At 70.7% G+C, this 18,469-nt stretch carries 18 protein-coding genes and 1 tRNA gene; 8 read left to right on the top strand and 11 right to left on the bottom strand.

What is annotated here, in order from left to right:
- The first annotated feature begins 27 nt into the window (after positions 1–27).
- Positions 28–609 carry a TetR/AcrR family transcriptional regulator gene (locus tag ACP7BP_RS14090; protein WP_426245385.1) on the top strand — a complete coding sequence of 194 codons (582 nt, stop codon included), beginning with the start codon at positions 28–30 and terminating at the stop codon, positions 607–609.
- 147 nt (positions 610–756) lie between these two features.
- Here the strand turns inward: ACP7BP_RS14090 and ACP7BP_RS14085 are convergent, their stop codons facing one another.
- The 4 genes from ACP7BP_RS14085 to dnaG all read right to left on the bottom strand — a co-directional run bounded on the left by ACP7BP_RS14085 (position 757) and on the right by dnaG (position 4,276).
- A complete protein-coding gene (locus ACP7BP_RS14085; protein WP_426245444.1) occupies positions 757–1,416 on the bottom strand; it encodes an aldehyde dehydrogenase family protein in 660 nt (219 codons plus the stop codon).
- A gap of 285 nt (positions 1,417–1,701) precedes the next feature.
- A tRNA-Asn gene (locus ACP7BP_RS14080) sits at positions 1,702–1,774 on the bottom strand.
- A 100-nt stretch (positions 1,775–1,874) separates the two neighbouring features.
- The gene (locus tag ACP7BP_RS14075; RefSeq protein ID WP_426245383.1) at positions 1,875–2,369 is read right to left on the bottom strand and encodes a hypothetical protein; all 495 of its coding nucleotides are present in this window, start codon (positions 2,367–2,369) and stop codon (positions 1,875–1,877) included.
- Complete coding sequence (gene dnaG, locus ACP7BP_RS14070) at positions 2,366–4,276, bottom strand: DNA primase (protein ID WP_426245382.1); 1,911 nt, start codon at positions 4,274–4,276, stop codon at positions 2,366–2,368. Before dnaG ends, ACP7BP_RS14075 begins: the two co-directional genes overlap by 4 nt.
- Positions 4,277–4,413: 137 nt before the next feature.
- Here dnaG and ACP7BP_RS14065 point away from each other — a divergent pair, with 137 nt between their 5' ends.
- The gene (locus ACP7BP_RS14065; RefSeq protein WP_426245380.1) at positions 4,414–4,725 is read left to right on the top strand and encodes a hypothetical protein; all 312 of its coding nucleotides are present in this window, start codon (positions 4,414–4,416) and stop codon (positions 4,723–4,725) included.
- 6 nt (positions 4,726–4,731) lie between these two features.
- Here the strand turns inward: ACP7BP_RS14065 and ACP7BP_RS14060 are convergent, their stop codons facing one another.
- The 6 genes from ACP7BP_RS14060 to ACP7BP_RS14035 form a co-directional block, all read right to left on the bottom strand.
- Positions 4,732–6,003: a deoxyguanosinetriphosphate triphosphohydrolase gene (locus ACP7BP_RS14060; RefSeq protein WP_426245378.1), complete on the bottom strand. Its 1,272-nt coding sequence runs from the start codon at positions 6,001–6,003 to the stop codon at positions 4,732–4,734.
- Positions 6,004–6,037: 34 nt separating this feature from the next.
- Positions 6,038–6,844 (bottom strand): hypothetical protein, encoded by an 807-nt coding sequence (locus ACP7BP_RS14055; protein WP_426245377.1) that lies wholly within the window; start codon positions 6,842–6,844, stop codon positions 6,038–6,040.
- A gap of 277 nt (positions 6,845–7,121) precedes the next feature.
- Positions 7,122–8,246 (bottom strand): tRNA dihydrouridine synthase DusB, encoded by a 1,125-nt coding sequence (dusB, locus tag ACP7BP_RS14050; RefSeq protein ID WP_426245375.1) that lies wholly within the window; start codon positions 8,244–8,246, stop codon positions 7,122–7,124.
- 72 nt (positions 8,247–8,318) lie between these two features.
- A complete protein-coding gene (locus ACP7BP_RS14045; protein ID WP_426245373.1) occupies positions 8,319–8,924 on the bottom strand; it encodes a hypothetical protein in 606 nt (201 codons plus the stop codon).
- Positions 8,925–8,950: 26 nt separating this feature from the next.
- Positions 8,951–10,363, bottom strand: coding sequence for a glycine--tRNA ligase (locus ACP7BP_RS14040; RefSeq protein WP_426245372.1), 1,413 nt, complete (start codon positions 10,361–10,363; stop codon positions 8,951–8,953).
- Positions 10,364–10,413: 50 nt separating this feature from the next.
- Positions 10,414–10,734: an antibiotic biosynthesis monooxygenase family protein gene (locus ACP7BP_RS14035; RefSeq protein WP_426245370.1), complete on the bottom strand. Its 321-nt coding sequence runs from the start codon at positions 10,732–10,734 to the stop codon at positions 10,414–10,416.
- 60 nt (positions 10,735–10,794) lie between these two features.
- On the opposite strand from ACP7BP_RS14035, the gene ACP7BP_RS14030 reads away from it, so the two are divergent.
- From ACP7BP_RS14030 to ACP7BP_RS14010, 5 genes are read left to right on the top strand one after another with little or no spacing between them, the layout of a single operon-like run.
- On the top strand, positions 10,795–11,736 hold the full coding sequence (locus ACP7BP_RS14030; RefSeq protein ID WP_426245369.1) for a metal ABC transporter substrate-binding protein: 942 nt from the start codon (positions 10,795–10,797) through the stop codon (positions 11,734–11,736).
- On the top strand, positions 11,730–12,536 hold the full coding sequence (locus tag ACP7BP_RS14025; protein ID WP_426245367.1) for a metal ABC transporter ATP-binding protein: 807 nt from the start codon (positions 11,730–11,732) through the stop codon (positions 12,534–12,536). The genes ACP7BP_RS14030 and ACP7BP_RS14025 overlap by 7 nt, the downstream gene beginning before the upstream one ends.
- Positions 12,533–13,528: a metal ABC transporter permease gene (locus ACP7BP_RS14020; RefSeq protein WP_426245365.1), complete on the top strand. Its 996-nt coding sequence runs from the start codon at positions 12,533–12,535 to the stop codon at positions 13,526–13,528. Before ACP7BP_RS14025 ends, ACP7BP_RS14020 begins: the two co-directional genes overlap by 4 nt.
- On the top strand, positions 13,515–13,922 hold the full coding sequence (locus ACP7BP_RS14015) for a Fur family transcriptional regulator (RefSeq protein ID WP_426245363.1): 408 nt from the start codon (positions 13,515–13,517) through the stop codon (positions 13,920–13,922). The genes ACP7BP_RS14020 and ACP7BP_RS14015 overlap by 14 nt, the downstream gene beginning before the upstream one ends.
- Before the next feature lie 10 nt (positions 13,923–13,932).
- Positions 13,933–14,721, top strand: coding sequence for an isoprenyl transferase (locus ACP7BP_RS14010; RefSeq protein ID WP_426245361.1), 789 nt, complete (start codon positions 13,933–13,935; stop codon positions 14,719–14,721).
- A gap of 8 nt (positions 14,722–14,729) precedes the next feature.
- Here the strand turns inward: ACP7BP_RS14010 and recO are convergent, their stop codons facing one another.
- Positions 14,730–15,458 carry a DNA repair protein RecO gene (gene recO / locus ACP7BP_RS14005; RefSeq protein ID WP_426245359.1) on the bottom strand — a complete coding sequence of 243 codons (729 nt, stop codon included), beginning with the start codon at positions 15,456–15,458 and terminating at the stop codon, positions 14,730–14,732.
- A gap of 192 nt (positions 15,459–15,650) precedes the next feature.
- On the opposite strand from recO, the gene ACP7BP_RS14000 reads away from it, so the two are divergent.
- Positions 15,651–18,461 (top strand): PAS domain S-box protein, encoded by a 2,811-nt coding sequence (locus tag ACP7BP_RS14000; protein ID WP_426245357.1) that lies wholly within the window; start codon positions 15,651–15,653, stop codon positions 18,459–18,461.
- The last annotated feature ends 8 nt before the right edge of the window (positions 18,462–18,469 follow it).

Raw genomic sequence — 18,469 nt, 5'->3', positions numbered from 1 at the left:
ACTACACGGTTGGATTACACTCTCTGGATGGGCTATGACTCGGCGGCGACGCGTGCGCGCCTCCTCGACGCGGCGCTTGAGGAGTTCGTGAACCACGGTCTGGCGGGGGCCCGCGTGGACCGGATCTCCGTAGCCGCGTCGGCGAACAAACAGGCGATCTACGCCTACTTCGGCTCCAAGGACGCTCTGTTCGACGCCGTGCTGGACGACCGGTTGCGCGACCTGGCTGATCTGGTGCCGTTCACCCCTGCCGATCTGCCGGGGTACACCGGTGTTCTCTTTGACCAACTGGTCGAAGATCCGGGCCTGGTTCGCCTGACACAGTGGAAGGCTTTGGAACGCCCTGGCGCCGCACCGGCCGAGCTGAGCGCGCACACCGACAAGGCCGACGCGCTCGCAGCGGTCTACGGCGTGACGCGCGAGACTGGGATGGACGCCCTCATGCTCACCCTGGGAGTGGCGCTGGCATGGAGCACTACCGCACCTGAGATCCGACACGTCGACGGCGGACCGGAGCGGCGCCGGCGGCTCCGCCATCGCGCCGCAGTGGTCGCCGCGGCCGAGGCAATCACCGCTGCCGTGCTGGGACGCGCCCCACACCCCGCCTGACACACCACCGTACGACGCTGTCGTCGTCGGGTTACGTCACCGGGCGCCAACTCTCCAGTCGGGCATCGTGATCACGGCGCCGCCGGAGGGGCTTCGATATACGCGGCTGCGGGACTGACCCACGGGGCGGCACATCCGGGGCGCCCGTCACCCAAAGATCGCCTTGGTCTGCACATAGGCGTCGAGAGCACCGGGACCCCGCTCGCGCCCGAGACCGCTCGCCTTGACCCCACCGAACGGGGACGACGGATCGGGGAGGTAACGGTTGATGCCGACGGTGCCGGTGTCCATTCGGCGGGCGATGGCCATCGCCCGCTCCGGATCCGCACTCCAGACCGTGCCGCCGAGACCGTAGTCAGATTCGTTCGCGAGCCGGACCGCGTCATCCTCGTCCTCGTGGCGAATGACCGACAGCACGGGTCCGAAGATCTCCTCGCGCGCGATCGTGGATGCGTTGTCGACGCCGACGAACAGGGTCGGCTCGACGAACCAGCCATCGGGAAGGTCGACTGGGCGACCGCCGCCGACCAGTAGCCGCGCCCCTTCGGCCACGCCCGTGGCGATGTAGGCCTCCACCCGGTCACGATGGGCCCGGGTGGCCATCGGACCGATCTGCGTCGCGGGATCGAGGGCGTCCTCGATTTTGAGGGACCGGACGAATGTCTCCAGGACTTCGATGATCTCGTCGTAGCGGCTGCTGGGAACCAGGATCCGCATGCTGAGGTAGCACGTCTGGCCGTTGCTCAGGATGAAGGACTCGAAGAACCGCTCCCCCAGCGTCGCCAGGTCGAGGTGGACATCATCCAAGACGCTGAGGACAGCGACATCACGCGGGACTACTACGTCCACAAAGCCTCGGTGGCGCCCGACCTGACGGTGCACCTGGAGAAGTTCCGGTCCACGATCTGACGCGACTCTTCGGGATCTCCTGTCCGAAGGCGCACCCTGACCACCGAACTGTGTCCTACGCTCGGGTTTGTGGGGCACCTCAGGTCGAGGTTTGTGGACTGTTTTTGGACAGTTTCGGCACTAGGCGCAAATCTCAGAGGGCCCCTGCCTGGACGTTTCGCCAGGTCAGAGGCCCTCTTCCCGCTCCCCCGGTTGGACTCGAACCAACAACCCTCCGGTTAACAGCCGAATGCTCTGCCAGTTGAGCTACAGGGGATCGGCCGCTCTCGCGAGCGGCGGTGAGAAGAGTAGCAAGGTGCTCTGGGCCCGGTGAAATTGCCCTGCGGTGCCCCGCTGCCACGGACGCGAAGCGGCGCTCAGGGCAGGCCGACCTCGTCGCGAGCGGCGGCGAGCGCGCGACCGGCAACCTCGCGCACGCCCGGGTCGTCGGGGTCGATCGTCTCGTCGTACTCGTAGACCCAGGCGATCGGCTCACGCCCACTCGGGGCACGGCGGGCGATCACGCGCAGGCCTCGGCGCCCTCGGATCGGGACGTGCCGCTGGTAGACGACGCTGGCGGTCACCCGCTCCCGCACCAGCTCGAGCAGCCGACGTGGTTCGTCGAGGGTGAAGGTGTGCTCGGGTCGCGGCCGACCCCACGCGCCGACCTCGGAGACTCGCAGTACGACGGTGTCGCGGTCCCAGTCGGCCGCCTCGACGTGCTCCCACGGGACCCGCCCGTCGGGCAGGTAGAGCGCGTCGCGGGTGCCGGCGAGGACGGCGCCGTCGGTCGTGCGGCACCAGGCGAGCACCTTCTCACCGGCAGCCACCGCGACGTCGGGGGGCGGCATCTCCCGGAACGGCATCTTCACGTCTGCGCTCCTGTCGCCAGCTCGCGCAGGCTCCGTCGGTGCTGCTCGAGAGCGACCAGCTCGCCGAACATCTTGTTGTAGTCGGCCGGTTGCTCGACCGGGTTGGTGCGCTGGAGCCGGGACTTCAGGTCCGTGATGCGGCGCAGCGCGGTGAGCTCCTGGAGGCGGTAGACGTGCGCGTCGACGTACGACGGGGCCGGGTCGCCGCTGGTGCGCACCGGCTCGACCCCCAGCTCGCTGATGGCCGACGACACCGCCGGGTCGACGGCGGCGGACCGCACCCGCGACGCCCAGCCGGGATCCGCAGCCCCCGCAGCCGGGCCGCCGTTCGCGGCCACGGCCAGCCAGACGTCGCGGTAGGTCGGGTGCGTGAAGTCGTTGGGTCCGACGCCGGCGGCGCTGCGTCCGACCGCGGACGGGTGCTGGATCACCAGCTTGAGCGTCTCGCGCTCGATGGAGAACCGGGGGTCGCGCAGGTCGGGCAGCTGCCGTCGCGGGGGCTCGGGCGGTGCCTGGGGCTCCTGTCCGGCGCGTACGTCGGAGCGATGGGCGGGCCGCTCGTCCGGGCGGGCCGCGGGCCGGTTGGCGGCCCGGCGCACCTCGGTGCGGGCCTCGTCGACGTCCACGCCGAGCATGCCCGCGATCTCGCGGGCGAACGCGTCGACCTTGGACTTGTCGCGGATGCTCGAGACAAGGCGAGCAGCCTCGCGCAGCGCGTCGATGCGGCCGTCGGCGCGGTCGAGGTCGTAGCGGCTGGCGACGTTGCCGAGCACGAAGCGGTAGAGCGGCTGACGCTTCGCGACCAGCTCCCGCACCGCTGCGTCGCCCTGCTGGATGCGCAGGTCGCACGGGTCGAGGCCCGACGGCTCCACGGCGACGTAGGTCTGGGAGACGAAGTTCTGGTCGCCGCCGAAGGCGCGCAGCGCAGCCTTCTGGCCGGCCGCGTCGCCGTCGAAGGTGAAGATCACCTCGCCCCTGAACTCCTCGTGGTCGTGCAGGAAGCGGCGCAGCACTCGGGCGTGGTCGTCGCCGAAGGCCGTGCCGCACGTGGCCACGGCCGTGCCCACTCCGGCCAGGTGGCAGGCCATCACGTCGGTGTAGCCCTCGACGACCACCGCCTGCGACGACCGGGCGATCTCGCGGCGGGCGAGGTCGAGGCCGTAGAGCACCTGGCTCTTCTTGTAGATCGCGGTCTCGGAGGTGTTGAGGTACTTGGCCTCGATGCGGTCGTCGTCGAAGATGCGCCGCGCCCCGAAGCCGATCGTGTCACCGTTGGACTCACGGATCGGCCACAGCAGGCGCCCCCGGAAGCGGTCGTACGGCGATCGGCCCTGCGCTACGAGACCCGCGGCGATGGTCTCCTCGTCGGTGAAGTTGCGCTGGCGCAGGTGGCGGTAGAGCGACTCCCCCTCGCGCGGCGCGAATCCGATGCCGAACGTCTCGGCTGCGGCCTGGTCGAAGCCGCGCTCGCTGAGGAACTGGCGGGCGACGATCGCGTCGGGGGTCGCGAGCTGGTCGCGGTAGAACTCCTGGGCGACGCGGTGGGCCTCGATGAGCCGGCTGCGCTGGGGGCCGCGCGGCCGCTCGGAGGGCGAGTCGCCCTCCTCGCGCCGCAGCTGCACGCCGTACTTCTCGCCGAGGCGCTCGACCGCCTCGACGAAGGTCACGCCGTCGATCTTCATCAGGAAGCCGATGACGTCGCCGCCCTCGCCGCAGCCGAAGCAGTGCCAGAACTGCTTGGCCGGCGTGACGTGGAACGACGGAGACTTCTCGTCGTGGAACGGGCACAGGCCCTTGAGTGACCCGCCGCCGGCCTTGCGGAGCGTGACGTAGGAGGAGACGACCTCGTCGATGCGCGCCTTCTCGCGCACCTCGGCGATGTCGTCGTCTCTGATCCGGCCGGCCACGTCGCGGAGTCTACGGCCGGGTGGGGCGCCCAGGTCGCCCGCTCCACAACGTCCCGCTTCACCCCTTCGTGTGTCGCGCCCGGTGCCGACTTGGGGCAGGGTGGAGGATCACGCACGATCAACGAGGGAGGGATCACATGAAGAAGCTGATGGTGCTGATCGCCGCAGGGATCGGGTACGTCCTGGGGACCAAGGCGGGTCGTGAGCGCTACGACCAGATCCGCGGTGCCGCCCGCAAGTTCAAGGACAACCCCGCGGTCCAGGAGAAGGCACAGCACGTGGCCGACGTGGCCCGCGAGAAGGCGCCGATCGTCACCGACAAGGTGAAGGGAGCCGCCTCCTCGGCCGCTGAGAAGGTGAAGCCCTCGGGCAGCGACCCGGCCGACCAGCTGAACCCCGACAGCACGGCCCTGCAGGACGACCCCTACCCGAAGGGCGACCTCCCCTGACCTCCGTCAGGTGAGCGAGCGGTGCCGCGCGACCGCGCTGGCGTCACCCAGCGACGCGACCTGGTCGATGACCACGCGCTGCCGGGCTGCGTCGTCGGCTGCGGCACGCCAGTCGTCGGCGAACGGCTGGTCGAGCGAGTCGGGTCCCTGCGCGAGCATGGCCTCGACGAGCTCGGCCAGCAGCTCGCGCTGGCGGGCCATCAGCTCCACGCGGTCGTCGGTGCTCATCACGTAGTGCGCGGCGATGCCCTTGAGCACGCCGATCTCCAGTCGCGTGCGCTGCGGTACGGCGAGCCGGGCGTCGTACCGGACGAACGGCCCGTCCCCCGCCGCGAACGTCGCCTCCTGCACGGCGCCGCAGAAGCGGCCGATCAGGTCGCTCGTGAGGTTCTTCAGCGCGGCCATGGCACGCCGGCTGCCGTCGTACGGCGTGGTGGGCCAGCTGCCCTGGGTGCGCAGGCCGGCGAGCACGTCGTCGAGCTCGTCGTCGGACGACTGCGGGAGGTACCACTCGCGGACCCGCTCCCACAGTGCCGGCCGGTCGAGGGCGGTGAGGTCGATCTTGCCCGCCACGATGCCGTCCTCGACGTCGTGCACGGAGTAGGCCACGTCGTCGGCGAGGTCCATCACCTGCGCCTCGAGGCACTGCTCGGTGCCGGTGACGCCCTGGCGCATCCAGTCGAAGACCGGGCGGTCGTCGTCGTAGACGCCGAACTTCACGACCAGCCGCGGTGACCCGTCGCCGTGCACGCCCTGCGGCGCCTCGGCACGGTCGCGGGTCCAGGGGTACTTCGTGCAGGCGTCCAGCGTGGCGCGGGTGAGGTTGAGCCCGACGCTGCGGCCGTCGGCGTCGAACGTCTTGGACTCGAGCCGGGTCAGCAGGCGCAGGGTCTGCGCGTTGCCCTCGAAGCCGCCGCACTCGACCGCATGCTCGGCCAGGGCCCGCTCGCCGTTGTGGCCGAACGGCGGGTGGCCGAGGTCGTGCGCCAGCGCGGCCGTCTCGGTGATGTCGGGGTGGCAGCCCAATGCGCGGGCCAGGTCGCGGGCGACCTGCGCCACCTCGAGGCTGTGGGTCAGCCGATTGCGCACGAAGTCGTCGGTCTGCGGGCCCACGACCTGGGTCTTGGCGGCCAGCCGCCGGCTCGCCGCCGCGTGCACCACCCGCGCCCGGTCGCGCTCGAACGGCTCGCGGATCGGGGCGTCGACGCGCTTGGGCGGCTCGACGACGAGGCGCGCCCGGGCGGCGTCGTCGTAGCGGGCGTCGTACTGCTGTGTCATCGGCGCGAGGCTAGCGGGTCGCGCCGCCGGCCGATCAGTAGGTGGTGACGTGGACGTGGTCGTAGTGGTTGGCCGTCGTGGACCCGCGATCCGACATGCCGCGCCACCCCTCGCCGCTGCGCTCGACCGACCAGATGTGCTGGGAGTAGATGACGTACTCGACGCCGAGCTCGCTGTAGTGGGCGCGCACGAAGTTGGCGACGTCCCAGCCGGTCGATCCGCTGATCATGATGTCCACGGCGAGCCCCTGCGAGTGCTCCCCGTCACCGCGGAAGGTGCCGTAGGTGGTGATCTGCGGGAAGACCGCGCAGACCGCCTCGTGCACCTTTACGATGTTCGGCGAGACGCCGCTCGCGACACTGCTGCCGTTGGTGCAGCTGCCGCCGATGCCGGGAAGCGGCTTGTCGTCGTCGAGGTAGCCGGTCGAGACCCAGTGGGGCTCGCCGTCGAGCACGATCTCCTCGCGCCCGGCCCGCTCGCGACCGGTCACGAGCACCTTCTCGGCAGGGTCCACGACGCCGAGCTTCACGGCGTCCTGCTCCGGTCCGCTCCAGAGGTTGAGCGCCTCGGTGGTCCACAGCCTGGTGTCCGCGTTGCGCACGGCGCTGCGGGTGGCCTTGATCTGCTGGCGCGCGGCGTCGATCTGCTTCTCGGCCTTGACCAGCCGGGACGTGCCGCGAGTGACGACGGGGCCACGGGCGGCGGACCCTCCGGCGGTGGCGTCCAGCCGGGCCTGCGGGCTGGCCGTGGCCATCAGGTCATGGCCCTCGGAGGGGTGCGCGGCGACGACGCCGAGGGTTACCGCGGAGGCGGTCGCCAAGACGGCGACCGGGGCTGCCACGAGGGCGGCCCTGGAGAGACTGGGGAGCTTGGGGCGGGCGATACGGGGGATGCGGGCATTGGTTTCCCGCTTGTGGCGATGTTGTGCCACAGCGCTGATCCTTTGCTGTTGCTGACTCGGGGGACGCCTCGGGACCTCGTCATTGCAGGGTCGGTGCCCGGGGCGCGTCCGCGAGTCAAGCACATCCGAGTGCCGGTTTCCGCATTTCCGGGGGGCGTACCGAGGGGTGGAAAGCTCCCCACCGTGATCTTGGCGTGATCTTCGCGTGACCGGAGCGTTATCCGCCCGTCACCTCGGCGGCGTCCTCCCGCACGTGCGCCCCGCGCCCGTCGGTGTCGTCGAGCCAGCCGTCGGGTACGACGACCCGCTTGCGCGGTGCGCCCTGCCGGCCCCGCGGGGTGCCCAGCTCGGACACCGGGAACGGGGCGTTCGCGTCGAGCTCGGCCAGCAGGGCATCGAGCGTCGCGAGCGAGTCGATCAGGGCCAGCGAGCGACGCAGCTCACCGCCGGCCGGGAAGCCCTTGAGGTACCACGTGACGTGCTTGCGGAACTCCTTGCAGCCCCGCTCCTCCCCCATGTGCTCGCAGAGCAGCTCGGCGTGCCGGCGCATCATCGCGCGCACCTCGCCTAGGTCGGGCAGTGTCGCGACGGTCTCGCCACGGAACGCCGCCGCGAGGTCGCGGAAGAGCCACGGCCGGCCCAGGCAGCCGCGGCCGACGACCACGCCGGCGACCCCGGTCTGCTCGACCATGCGGAGCGCGTCGGCGGCCTCCCAGATGTCGCCGTTGCCGAGCACCGGAATGTCGACGTGCTCGACCAGCCGGGCGATGGCCTCCCAGTCGGCCTCGCCGGAGTAGGCCTGCTCGACGGTGCGCCCGTGCAGGGCGATAGCGGTCACCCCGGTCTCCTGCGCGATCCGGCCGGCGTCGAGGTAGGTGAGGTGGTCGTCGTCGAGGCCCTTGCGGGTCTTCATGGTCACGGGCACGTCGTACGGCGTCGCGGCGGCCACCGCTGAGGTCAGGATCTCGGCGAGCAGGCCACGCTTCCAGGGCAGCGCGCCGCCGCCGCCCTTGCGGGTGACCTTCGGGACCGGGCAGCCGAAGTTGAGGTCGATGTGGTCGACGCCGAACTCCGCGCAGAGGATCTCCGCGGCCTTGCCGATGTAGACCGGGTCGGTGCCGTAGAGCTGCACCGACCGCGTGGTCTCGAGCTCGTCGAAGACCAGCATCTTCAGCGTGGTCTCGTCGCGCTCGACGAGGCCGCGGGACGTGATCATCTCGCAGACGTAGAGGCCCGCGCCCTGCTCGGCGCACACCCGGCGGTACGCCGCGTTGGTGATGCCGGCCATCGGGGCGAGCACCACCGGCACGGGCACCGTGAGGGGGCCGAGGGTCAGCGTCATGCCCCCATTGTCGGCGCGAGCCCGGCACATCCGAAAATCAGGAGCGACGTGACTCCTGGCCGGACGACCCGGTCAGCCGACCTGCCAGGTCACCCCGAGGTCGGTGCTGGTCGGCTGGAACGTCATCGCGTCGGGATCGGCGCCCGGCGCCAAGGTGTAGACGAGGCAGATGTCGACGGTGTCGCCGGGAGCGAACGGGTCCGGGAGCGGCGTCGAGGGACAGCGCGGGTAGTCGCTGCCGAAGGTCACCGCCGGCGTCAGCACCCCGCTCGCGTCGCGCAGGTAGAGCGGCAGGGCCGCACCGCCCAGCTCCGTCTCGCCGGCGTTGACGACACTGCCGCGGACGAAGTACGGCGTGGTGTCGGCCACCTGGTCCTCGGGCACCCAGCCCGACAGCACCGAGGGCCCCCGGCGCTGGACCTTGACGACCGTCACGTCTGCGGTCGCCTGGGTGCGGGCGTCGACCTGCCAGGCGACGGTGCCGGTCTCCCCCAGCGCCAGGACGGTGCCGGCCGCCGTGGTCGTCGCTCCGGACGCAGCGGTGCCGCTCGAGGTGGCGACGCTGGCCGGCGTACTGCTGGACAGGGAGCGGGGCTCCACGGACTCGTCCCCGCCGCCCGAGCAGCCGGCCAGTGCGAGCGTCGCCACCAGAGCCAGAGCCAGCGCGCGGACCGTCATGCGGTCATTGTGCAGCCCGCGACGTCTCAGCAGCCGAGGAAACGCTCCGCGAAGTAGGTGGAGATGCCCTCGAGGCTGATCCGCTCCTGGGTCATGGAGTCGCGCTCGCGCACGGTGACGGCGTTGTCGTCGAGGGTGTCGAAGTCGACAGTCACGCAGTACGGCGTGCCGATCTCGTCCTGGCGCCGGTAGCGCCGGCCGATGGCACCCGAGTCGTCGAACTCGACGTTCCAATGCTGCCGCAGCTCGGCGGCCAGGGCCTTCGCCTTGGGGCTCAGGTCGGCGTTGCGGCTCAGCGGCAGCACCGCGACCTTGACCGGGGCCAGGCGCGGGTCGAGGCGCAGCACGGTGCGCTTGTCGACGCCACCCTTGGTGTTGGGTGCCTCGTCCTCCTCGTAGGCGTCGATGAGGAACGCCATCAGCGAGCGGGTGAGACCGGCGGCCGGCTCGATGACGTAGGGGAAGTAGCGCTCGTCACCGGCCTGGTCGAAGTAGGAGAGGTCCTGCCCGGAGTACTCGCTGTGCTGCTTGAGGTCGAAGTCGGTGCGGTTGGCGATGCCCTCGAGCTCCTCGAAGTCGCGGCCGGAGAAGCCGAAGCGGAACTCGATGTCGACGGTCCGCTTGGAGTAGTGGCTGAGCTTCTCCTTCGGGTGCTCGAAGTGGCGCAGGTTGGCGGGGTCGATGCCGAGGTCGGTGTACCAGCGGGTGCGCTCGTCGATCCAGTACTGGTGTAGCTCCTCGTCTTCGCCCGGCTTGACGAAGTACTCCATCTCCATCTGCTCGAACTCGCGGGTGCGGAAGATGAAGTTTCCGGGCGTGATCTCGTTGCGGAAGCTCTTGCCCATCTGGGCGATGCCGAACGGCGGCTTCTTGCGGCTGCTCGTCACGACGTTGGCGAAGTTGAGGAAGATGCCCTGGGCCGTCTCGGGCCGCAGGTAGTGCAGGCCGGACTCGTCCTCGATCACGCCGAGGTAGGTCTTGAGCATCATGTTGAACTCGCGCGGCGGGGTCCAGGCGCCGCGGGTGCCGCAGTTGGGGCAGGCGACCGACTCGTTGATGTCGACATCATCAGGGGAGACGGGGTTGCCCTTGGCTTCTTGCTTGGCCGCGTAGTCCTCCTGGAGGTGGTCCTCCCGGAAGCGCTTGTGGCACGACTGGCACTCGGTGAGCGGGTCGCTGAACGTCTTCAGGTGCCCGCTGGCCTCCCAGGTGCGGGTGGGCAGGATGACGCTGGAGTCCAGGCCGACGACGTCCTCGCGAGCGGTGACCATCGACTTCCACCACTGGCGCTTGATGTTCTCCTTGAGCTCGACCCCCAGCGGGCCGTAGTCCCACGCGGAGCGCGTGCCGCCGTAGATCTCGCCGCACGGGTAGACGAAGCCCCTGCGCTTGCAGAGGGAGACGACGTGATCGAGGGTCGTTGCGGGCGCCTTGGCCACTGGGGACTCACTTTCGCGATCGGGCCGGCTGGCTGCCGGTCCGGGAACGATCAGCCTAACGAGCGGGTCTGCTGGATATTGAGGTCGCCTCCCGGCTCGACCAGCTCGAAGGCGCTCGGCTCGTCGACAGCACGGCTCAGCAGCGGCACGGCATGCAGCTTCACGTCGTACTCCGAGAGGGCGCGGCGGTAGGCACCGACGTGCTCCCACAGGGTGGTCAGCACCCACAGCTCCGGGTCGTCGACGTTGCGGCCGATGACGCCCTGGAGGTACCCCGGCCGCTCGGCCAGCGTGGCCCGGGCGCGCTCGAGGTCGGCGCGGAACGCCTCCTGCTCGGCGGCGGGCACCCGGAACCTGTTCACGACCAGCACGGCGCCAGTATGACGCAGGACGAGTTGACAATGGTTCTCAACTGTTTGAGAATCGTTCTCATGAAGTCCCAGCCCCTCACGCTCGGCGCCGTGCTCGCGGGCGCCGCCCTGCTCTCCTCGTGTGCCGCCTTCTCCGCCAGCGACACCGAAGGCGTGCAGGCCGCGGCGGCGTTCTATCCCCTGGAGTACGCCGCGGCGCGCGTGGGCGGCGACCACGTCACCGTCGACAACCTCACCCAGCCGGGGCAGGAGCCGCACGACCTGGAGCTGTCGATCCGGCAGACGGCAGTGGTGGCGGCCGCTGACCTGGTGGTCCTCGAGGAGGGCTTCCAGCCCGCCGTGGACGCGGCAGCCGAGGTCAACGCCGACGGCACGGTGCTCGACGTGTCCGGTGCGGCCGACCTGCTGCCGTTCGACGCGCACGACCACGAGGGCGGCCACGAGGAGGGCCCCGAGGAGGCGCATCAGGAGGGCCACGACCACGGCTCGACCGATCCCCACTTCTGGCTCGACCCGCTGCGGCTGGCCGACGTCGGCGACGCGATCGCTGACGCGCTCTCCGAGGTCGACCCAGGCTCAGAGGCGACGTACGACGCGAACGCGGCCTCCCTGCGCCGCGACCTGGAGGCCCTCGACCGCGACTTCGCCGCCGGGCTCGAGTCGTGTGACCGCGACACCGTCGTGGTCTCCCACGACGCGTTCGGCTACCTGCGGAAGTACGGGCTGCACCTCGAGCCGATCACGGGCCTCACGCCCGGTGCCGAGCCGACTCCCGCTGACGTGCAACGGCTGCAGGAGCTGATCACCGAGGAGGGCATCACCACCGTCTTCTCCGAGACACTGGCCTCGAACGCCGCGTCCGTGAGCCTGGCCCACGACCTCGGCATCGTCACCGCCGTGCTCGACCCCCTCGAGGGGCTGGCGTCCAAGGACGATGATGACGACTACCTGACCATCATGCGTGCCAACCTGGCCGCCCTGCAGAAGGCCAACGGATGCTGAAGACCCCTCTGGCCGACCCCATCGAGCTCGTCAACGGCGGCGTCTCCATCGACGGACGACCGATCCTGCGCGGCATCGACCTCACGGTGACGAGCGGCGAGTTCGTAGCCCTGATGGGGGCCAACGGCTCCGGCAAGTCGACGCTGGTGCGCGCCCTCACCGGGCTACGGGAGCTCACGGCGGGTTCACTGTCGCTGTTCGGCACCCCCTTGGGCAGGTTCACCGACTGGCAGCGCGTCGGCTTCGTGCCGCAGCGCACCGAAGCGGCCACCGGAGTGCCGGCCTCGGTGTGGGAGGTGGTGGCGGCGGGCAGGCTGCCGCACCGCCGGCTGCTCCGCCCGCTGTCACGTGCCGACCGCCGCGCGATCGACGAGGCGCTCGACGTCGTCGGGCTCTCCGACCAGGCGCGGATGGGGGTCTCCACCCTGTCGGGCGGTCAGCAGCAGCGTGCCCTGATCGCGCGGGCGCTGGCTGGTGCGCCCGACCTGTTCTTCCTCGACGAGCCGGCCGCCGGGGTCGACCTGCCCAACCAGCAGGTGCTGGCCGACACCCTCCAGGTGCTCTCCCAGCGCGGCGCGACGATCGTGCTCGTCGCTCACGAGCTCGGCCCGGTGGCGCCGCTGATCGACCGGGCCGTCGTGATGCGCGACGGACGCAAGGCCTACGACGGCGCCCCGCTGGCCGACCACGAGGTGCACGCCCCCGGCTTCGGTGAGTCGCACAGCCACCACCACGTCGTCGCCCACCAGCACGACCATGCCCCGCACGTGTCGGGGCCCTTCGAGGGAGGCCCGCGATGATCGACCTCTTCTCCATGCCGTTCATGCAGCGCGCCCTGCTGGCCGCGGTCTTCACCGGGCTCGCCGCGCCCGCCGTCGGCACCTATCTCGTCCAGCGGCGGCTGGCGCTGATGGGCGACGGCATCGGGCACGTCGCCGTCACCGGCGTCGCGATCGGCCTCGTCACCGGCACCTCCCCGACCTGGACCGCCGTCGTGGTCGCCGTGCTCGGCGCCATCGTGATCGAGGTCATCCGCGAGCGCGGCCACGCCAACGGCGACGTCGCGCTGGCCCTGCTCTTCTACGGCGGCCTCGCCGGCGGAGTGCTGATCACCGGGCTCGGCGCCCAGAGCACGGTCAAGCTGCAGCAGTACCTCTTCGGCTCCATCACCACGATCACCGCCGGCGACGTGCTCGTCACGATGGTGCTGGCCGCCGTGGTGATCGTCCTCTGCGTCGGCCTCGCTCCACAGCTCTTCGCTGTCGCCCAGGACGACGAGTTCGCCCGGGTGGCGGGACTGAACACCCGGTTCTACAACGTGCTCGTGGCCGTGGTGGCGGCCGTCTCGGTCACCGTCGCGATGCGCACGGTCGGACTCCTGCTGGTCTCCGCCCTGATGGTGGTGCCGGTGGCCACGGCCCAGCAGGTGACGCGGTCGTTCCGCTCGACGCTCGGGCTGGCGATGGGGCTGGGCGTGCTCGCCTCGCTCGGCGGACTCGTGGTGTCGACGTTCGCGTCCTATCGGGCCGACGTGGCGCCGGGGCCGACGATCGTTCTGGTCGCGCTGCTCGGGTTCGTGCTGGCGTGGCCCGCCGGCGTGCTGCTGAGGCAGCGGCGGCGGCGGCGGGCGCCCTTCGCGGGCGTCGTACCCCAAGAGCACCTGACCACCGACCACGAGCACCTGCACGGGGACGAGTGCGGGCACCCGGGGGTGCAGCACGGCGACCACGTCGACTACGTGCACGACGGCCACCGGCACGCGCCGCACGGGAGGCACTATGACGAGCACTGAGTCGGGTCCCCTCCGACCCACCCGGCAGCGGCGGGCGGTGATCGCCGCCCTGGCGAGCTTCGCCGACTTCCGCTCCGCCCAGGAGATCCACGAGCTGCTGGCGCGCACCGGCGAGAAGGTGGGACTGGCGACCGTCTACCGCACCCTGGCCGCCCTCGCGGACTCCGGTGACGTCGACGTGCTGCGCAGCGAGGACGGCGAGTCGATCTACCGCAGCTGCTCCGACACCCACCACCATCACCTCGTCTGTCGCGCGTGCGGCGCCACCGTCGAGGTCGAGGGGCCGGCAGTGGAGCGTTGGACGCGGGCGATCGCCGACGAGCACGGGTTCGCCGACATCAGCCACACGCTGGAGATCTTCGGCACCTGCCCCTCCTGCCGCGGCTGGTCCTAGGCTGTCGCACGTGCCCCGAGACGTGCCCCGAGACGTGAGCCGCGCCGTACGCCGACCCTCGCCGCACCCCTCCGGCGCACGCCCCCCGGCGATCCCGCCGGAGCTGGTCCCGCGGCACGTGGCCCTCGTCATGGACGGCAACGGCCGGTGGGCCAAGAAGCGCGGTCTCCCCCGCACCAAGGGCCACGAGGCCGGCGAGAGCTCGTTGTTCGACGTCGTCGAGGGGGCGATCGAGATCGGCGTGAAGGCAGTCTCCGCCTACGCCTTCTCGACCGAGAACTGGTCGCGGTCGACCGACGAGGTCAGGTTCCTGATGGGGTTCAACCGCGACGTGATCCGCCGCCGCCGCGACGAGATGCACGAGCTCGGAGTGCGCGTGCGCTGGGCCGGTCGCGCCCCCCGGCTGTGGAAGTCGGTCATCAAGGAATTGCAGGTCGCGGAGGAGCTGACCCGGCATAACGACGTCCTGACGCTCACCATGTGCGTCAACTACGGCGGCCGGGCGGAGGTCGCCGATGCGGCCCGGTCGATCGCGCGCGAGGTGGCTGCGGGCCGGCTGAACCCCGAGAAGGTCGACGAGAAGGTCTTCGCGCGACACATGTACGTGCCGGAGTGGAGCGACGCCGACCTGGTGTGGCGGACCTCGGGCGAGCAGCGGCTGTCGAACTACATGCTCTGGCAGTCGGCGTACAGCGAGTTCGTGTTCTCCGACGTGCTGTGGCCCGACGTCGACCGCACCCATCTGTGGGCGGCCATCGACGAGTACGCCCGGCGGGACCGCAGGTACGGCTCGGCCTGAGGCCCGCCTCAGCGCTCGACGTGCTCCATGGAGCGCAGGCCGCGCTCGAGGTGCCAGGCGAGGTACGCCGACACGAGGCCGCTGGCCTCCTTGACGTGGCGCGGCTCGGAGGCGGCCACGGCGGGCCAGTCGCCGGCGAGCAGGGCCCCGAGGAGGGCGAGGGTCTCGGGGGCCGGCGTCGCCGAGCCCGGAACCCGGCAGTGGGCGCACAGCACCCCGCCGGAGGATGGGCTGAAGTAGCGGTGCGGACCGATCTCGCCACACCTCACGCAGTGGTCGAACGACGGCGCGTAGCCGGCGACCGACAGCGACCGCAGCAGGTAGGAGTCGAGGATCGCCCCGGCCCGCTGCTCCCCCGCCGCCATCGCCCGCAGGCCGCCGACGAGGAGCAGGAACTGCTGGACCGCGGGCTCCTTGTCCTCGACGACCAGGCGCTCGGCGGTCTCGAGCATGACGGTGCCGGAGGTGTAGCGGTCGTAGTCGAGCCCGAGGCGGCCGTGGAACGGCGTGATCGTCTCGGCCTGGGTGATGATGTCGAGCGAGCGGCCCTCCGCCAGCTGCAGGTCGACGTGGGTGAACGGCTCGAGCCGCGAGCCCCACCGCGAGGTGGTGCGGCGTACGCCCTTCGCGACCGCACGCACCCGGCCGTGCTGACGGGTCAGCAGGGTGATGATGCGGTCGGCCTCGCCCAGCTTGTGGGTGCGCAGCACGATCGCCTCGTCGCGGTATAGAGGCACTCCCTCATTGTGCCTGCTCAGCCGTGAGTACGGCGGCTGCCGCGTCCGCGCGCGCCGTCGGGCCTGGTGCCCCGACGGAGCCACGGAGCGGGTGGGCGGAGCGGAATGTACCCCGGCGAAACGGCCGATGGGTTCGGTTTTGCTTGCCAGGAAAGGCCACGAATCGCCCCGCAGGCTGAAACACTCAGCACCATGTCCTCGAGGGTCGCGGAACTGGGAGACCGGCGCGCAGTCATAGCCTTGGTCTTCCTGGTCTTCGCCGCGGCCTGCCTGGCCCTGGGGGTCGCCTCTCCGGGCCCGACCGACGTGGTTACCTGGTGGCCCGCCGTGGGCGTCACCGCCATGCTCGCGACGCTGACCCGGCGCTCCTGGTGGTGGTGGGCCCTGCCCCTGGTGGTGGTGGCCAACGCGGCGGCCAACGTGGCCTTCGGCAGGCCCTTGAGCCTCGCCCTGATCCTCAGCGTGAACGTGGCCGCCGAGGGTGCGCTGTTCGCCCTGATCATGCGTCACCGCGAGAGCGGCCTCGCCCAGCTGACCACCCAGCGCGACTTCCTGCGGCTGCTCACCGCGTCCGGGGCCGCCGCGGTCGCCGGCGGCATAGTCGGCGGCCTGGCCGTGCCGATCCTCGTCGGCAGCGACTCGTTCCGTGAGCTCCTCCTCACGATCGCGCCCTCCCATGCCGCTGCGATGCTCGTTGTGGCCCCGGTGGCGCTGAGCTGGCGGCGCTCCCTGATGCCCATCCGGGGCTTCGAGCTGTTCGTCCAGTCGACAGCCCTCGCGGTGACGGCGATCGCGACGTTCTGGTTCAGCGACGTGCTTGCCATGACGTTCGTGCCGTTGCCGTTCCTGGTGTGGGCGGCGTTCAAGTTCGGGCTGCGCGTGGTGGCGTGGCAGATGGCAGCGCTGGCGCTCGTGGCCACCGCCGCCACCGCCCTCGACCACGGGCCCTTCGCCGTCGGGTTCGCCAGCGACAGCCTCAGCCGGCTGGCCGCCACCTCGCTCGTGCAGACGTTCCTGGTCTGCATGGTGCTGATCTGCGTGCCGCTCGCGGTCAACGTGGAGCGTGGACGCCGGCTGCTCGAGCGGGTGCGTGCCAGCAGTGAGCTCTTCCGTCAGAACTTCTCCGAGTCGCTGCTGTCGATCCTCGTGCTGAGGGTGGGCGAGGGGCGGCTCGAGATCTTCGACGCCAACACGACCTCCGCGAGCCTGCTCGGCCGCTCCGTCGACCAGCTCCTGGGTCTCCCGCTCGACGCCGTCGTCTCCACGGACACGCCGATGGCCGAGGTGACCGAGTCGATGCTGCACGGCAGCCTGGACGGCTGGCGCGACGAGGGCACACTCGTCAACCGTCCCGGCAGCCGCATCGCGGTGTCGATCGCTCGCCTGGCGGGAACCTACGACGAACCCATGTTCAGCGCGCAGCTGCTCGACCTCACCACCGAGCGCGAGGCGACCGCCGGGCTGCGCGCCGAGCGCGCCCTCACCGACATCACGCTCGACGCCACACCCTGCCTGATCCTGGTGGCCGACATGAGCGGCACGGTGCTGCGCGTCAACCGGGCGACGACCCGCATCACGGGCTACTCCGAGAAGGAGCTCGTGGGGCGGCCGATCTGGGAGACGATCATCTCCCCGGAGTCCCGCGACTCCGTCCGGTCGATGTACGACGACTCGTCGGGCCACGGCATCGTCGGAGCCGGCGAGTCGGGCGTGCACACGAGCGACGGCGCCCTGCTCAGGATCCTGTGGAGCAACGACGTGGTGCGCGACGAGTGTGGCGACGCGGCGTACGCCGTCCTCACCGGACTCGACGTGACGGCCGAGCGGAATGCGTCCGGGCTGATGCGGCACATGCTCGCGGCCGCCCTCAGCACGGCCCTGATCGGTCTCGACAACCGCGGCCGCATCACGGTGTTCAACGCCGGTGCCGAGCAGATCCTCGGCTACGACAGCTTCACGGCTCTGGGCATGGAGTTCACCGACATCCTCGAGCCCGGGGAGTTCGCCGCCTGGACCGCCGAGCAGATGTTGCCGCCCACCTTCGACGCGCTCGCCAAGAACCTCGCCAGCGGGCGGCCCATCTCCGACGACTGCTGCTGGGTGCGCGGCGACGGGTCCCGCACTCTCGTCTCGATGACGCTGAGCGTCGTCGAGGACAGCTACGGCCACCAGGTCGGCTACCTCTGCGTCGCCAGCGACGTCACCGACGTACGCCGCAGCGAGGAGCTGCTGGTCTCCGCGCTGGAGAAGGAGCGACTGGTCGTCGACCGGCTGCGCGACCTCGACGCCGCCAAGGACGAGTTCGTCTCCACGGTGAGCCATGAGCTGCGGACTCCGGTGACCAGCATCGTGGGCTACACGGAGATGCTCATCGACGGCGGCTTCGGCGACATCTCCGATCCGCAGCGACCTGCGCTGGACGCCATCAACCGCAACGGGGAGCGGCTCATCACGCTCGCCAACAACCTGCTCACCCTCAACGGCCTCGCGTCCGGCAGCCTCACGTGGGAGCGCGGACAGATCGACCTCACCGAGGCGGTGCGGGCGGCCCAGGCCGCGATCGCCCCGATGCTCAAGGACCGCGACCTCGAGGTGTCGTTCAAGAACCCCGCGTGGCCGGTCGTCGTGCTCGGCGACGCACCCCACCTCGAGCGCGTCGTCACCAACCTGCTCACCAACGCGGTGAAGTTCACCGAGGACGGCGGCTCCGTCGTCTGCCGCCTCGACACCCGGATGAACGAGGCGGTCATCACCGTGCGCGACACCGGCCTGGGCATCCCCAAGCACGAGCAGCACGGCCTCTTCGACAAGTTCTGGCGCAGCTCGACCTCACAGCTGCGGCACATCCAGGGCACCGGTCTGGGCCTGGCCATCGTGCAGGCGATCGTGGCCGCCCACGGCGGCACCGTCAGCATCGAGTCCGAGCACCTGCAGGGCACGACGGTCTCGGTCAAGCTGCCGCTCTACCGTGAGCGCACCCGTCGCCTCACGTCGGCGTTCTGACCCGGCCG

This window comes from Nocardioides sp. LHG3406-4, from assembly GCF_049897745.1.
In the GTDB taxonomy this organism is placed as follows: Bacteria; Actinomycetota; Actinomycetes; order Propionibacteriales; family Nocardioidaceae; genus Nocardioides.
The sequence above is the reverse complement of the archived record's forward strand: the minus strand, read 5'-3'. Positions and strand labels throughout refer to the sequence as shown.

Excerpts from the sequence above, each read along its gene's own strand:
- ACP7BP_RS14090 (WP_426245385.1), top strand. The coding sequence starts at position 28 with ATGGGCTATGACTCGGCGGCGACGCGTGCGCGCCTCCTCGACGCGGCG.
- ACP7BP_RS14065 (WP_426245380.1), top strand. The coding sequence starts at position 4,414 with ATGAAGAAGCTGATGGTGCTGATCGCCGCAGGGATCGGGTACGTCCTG.
- ACP7BP_RS14060 (WP_426245378.1), bottom strand. The coding sequence starts at position 6,003 with ATGACACAGCAGTACGACGCCCGCTACGACGACGCCGCCCGGGCGCGC.
- dusB (WP_426245375.1), bottom strand. The coding sequence starts at position 8,246 with ATGACGCTGACCCTCGGCCCCCTCACGGTGCCCGTGCCGGTGGTGCTC.
- ACP7BP_RS14045 (WP_426245373.1), bottom strand. The coding sequence starts at position 8,924 with ATGACGGTCCGCGCGCTGGCTCTGGCTCTGGTGGCGACGCTCGCACTG.
- ACP7BP_RS14030 (WP_426245369.1), top strand. The coding sequence starts at position 10,795 with ATGAAGTCCCAGCCCCTCACGCTCGGCGCCGTGCTCGCGGGCGCCGCC.
- ACP7BP_RS14025 (WP_426245367.1), top strand. The coding sequence starts at position 11,730 with ATGCTGAAGACCCCTCTGGCCGACCCCATCGAGCTCGTCAACGGCGGC.
- ACP7BP_RS14020 (WP_426245365.1), top strand. The coding sequence starts at position 12,533 with ATGATCGACCTCTTCTCCATGCCGTTCATGCAGCGCGCCCTGCTGGCC.
- ACP7BP_RS14015 (WP_426245363.1), top strand. The coding sequence starts at position 13,515 with ATGACGAGCACTGAGTCGGGTCCCCTCCGACCCACCCGGCAGCGGCGG.
- ACP7BP_RS14000 (WP_426245357.1), top strand. The coding sequence starts at position 15,651 with ATGTCCTCGAGGGTCGCGGAACTGGGAGACCGGCGCGCAGTCATAGCC.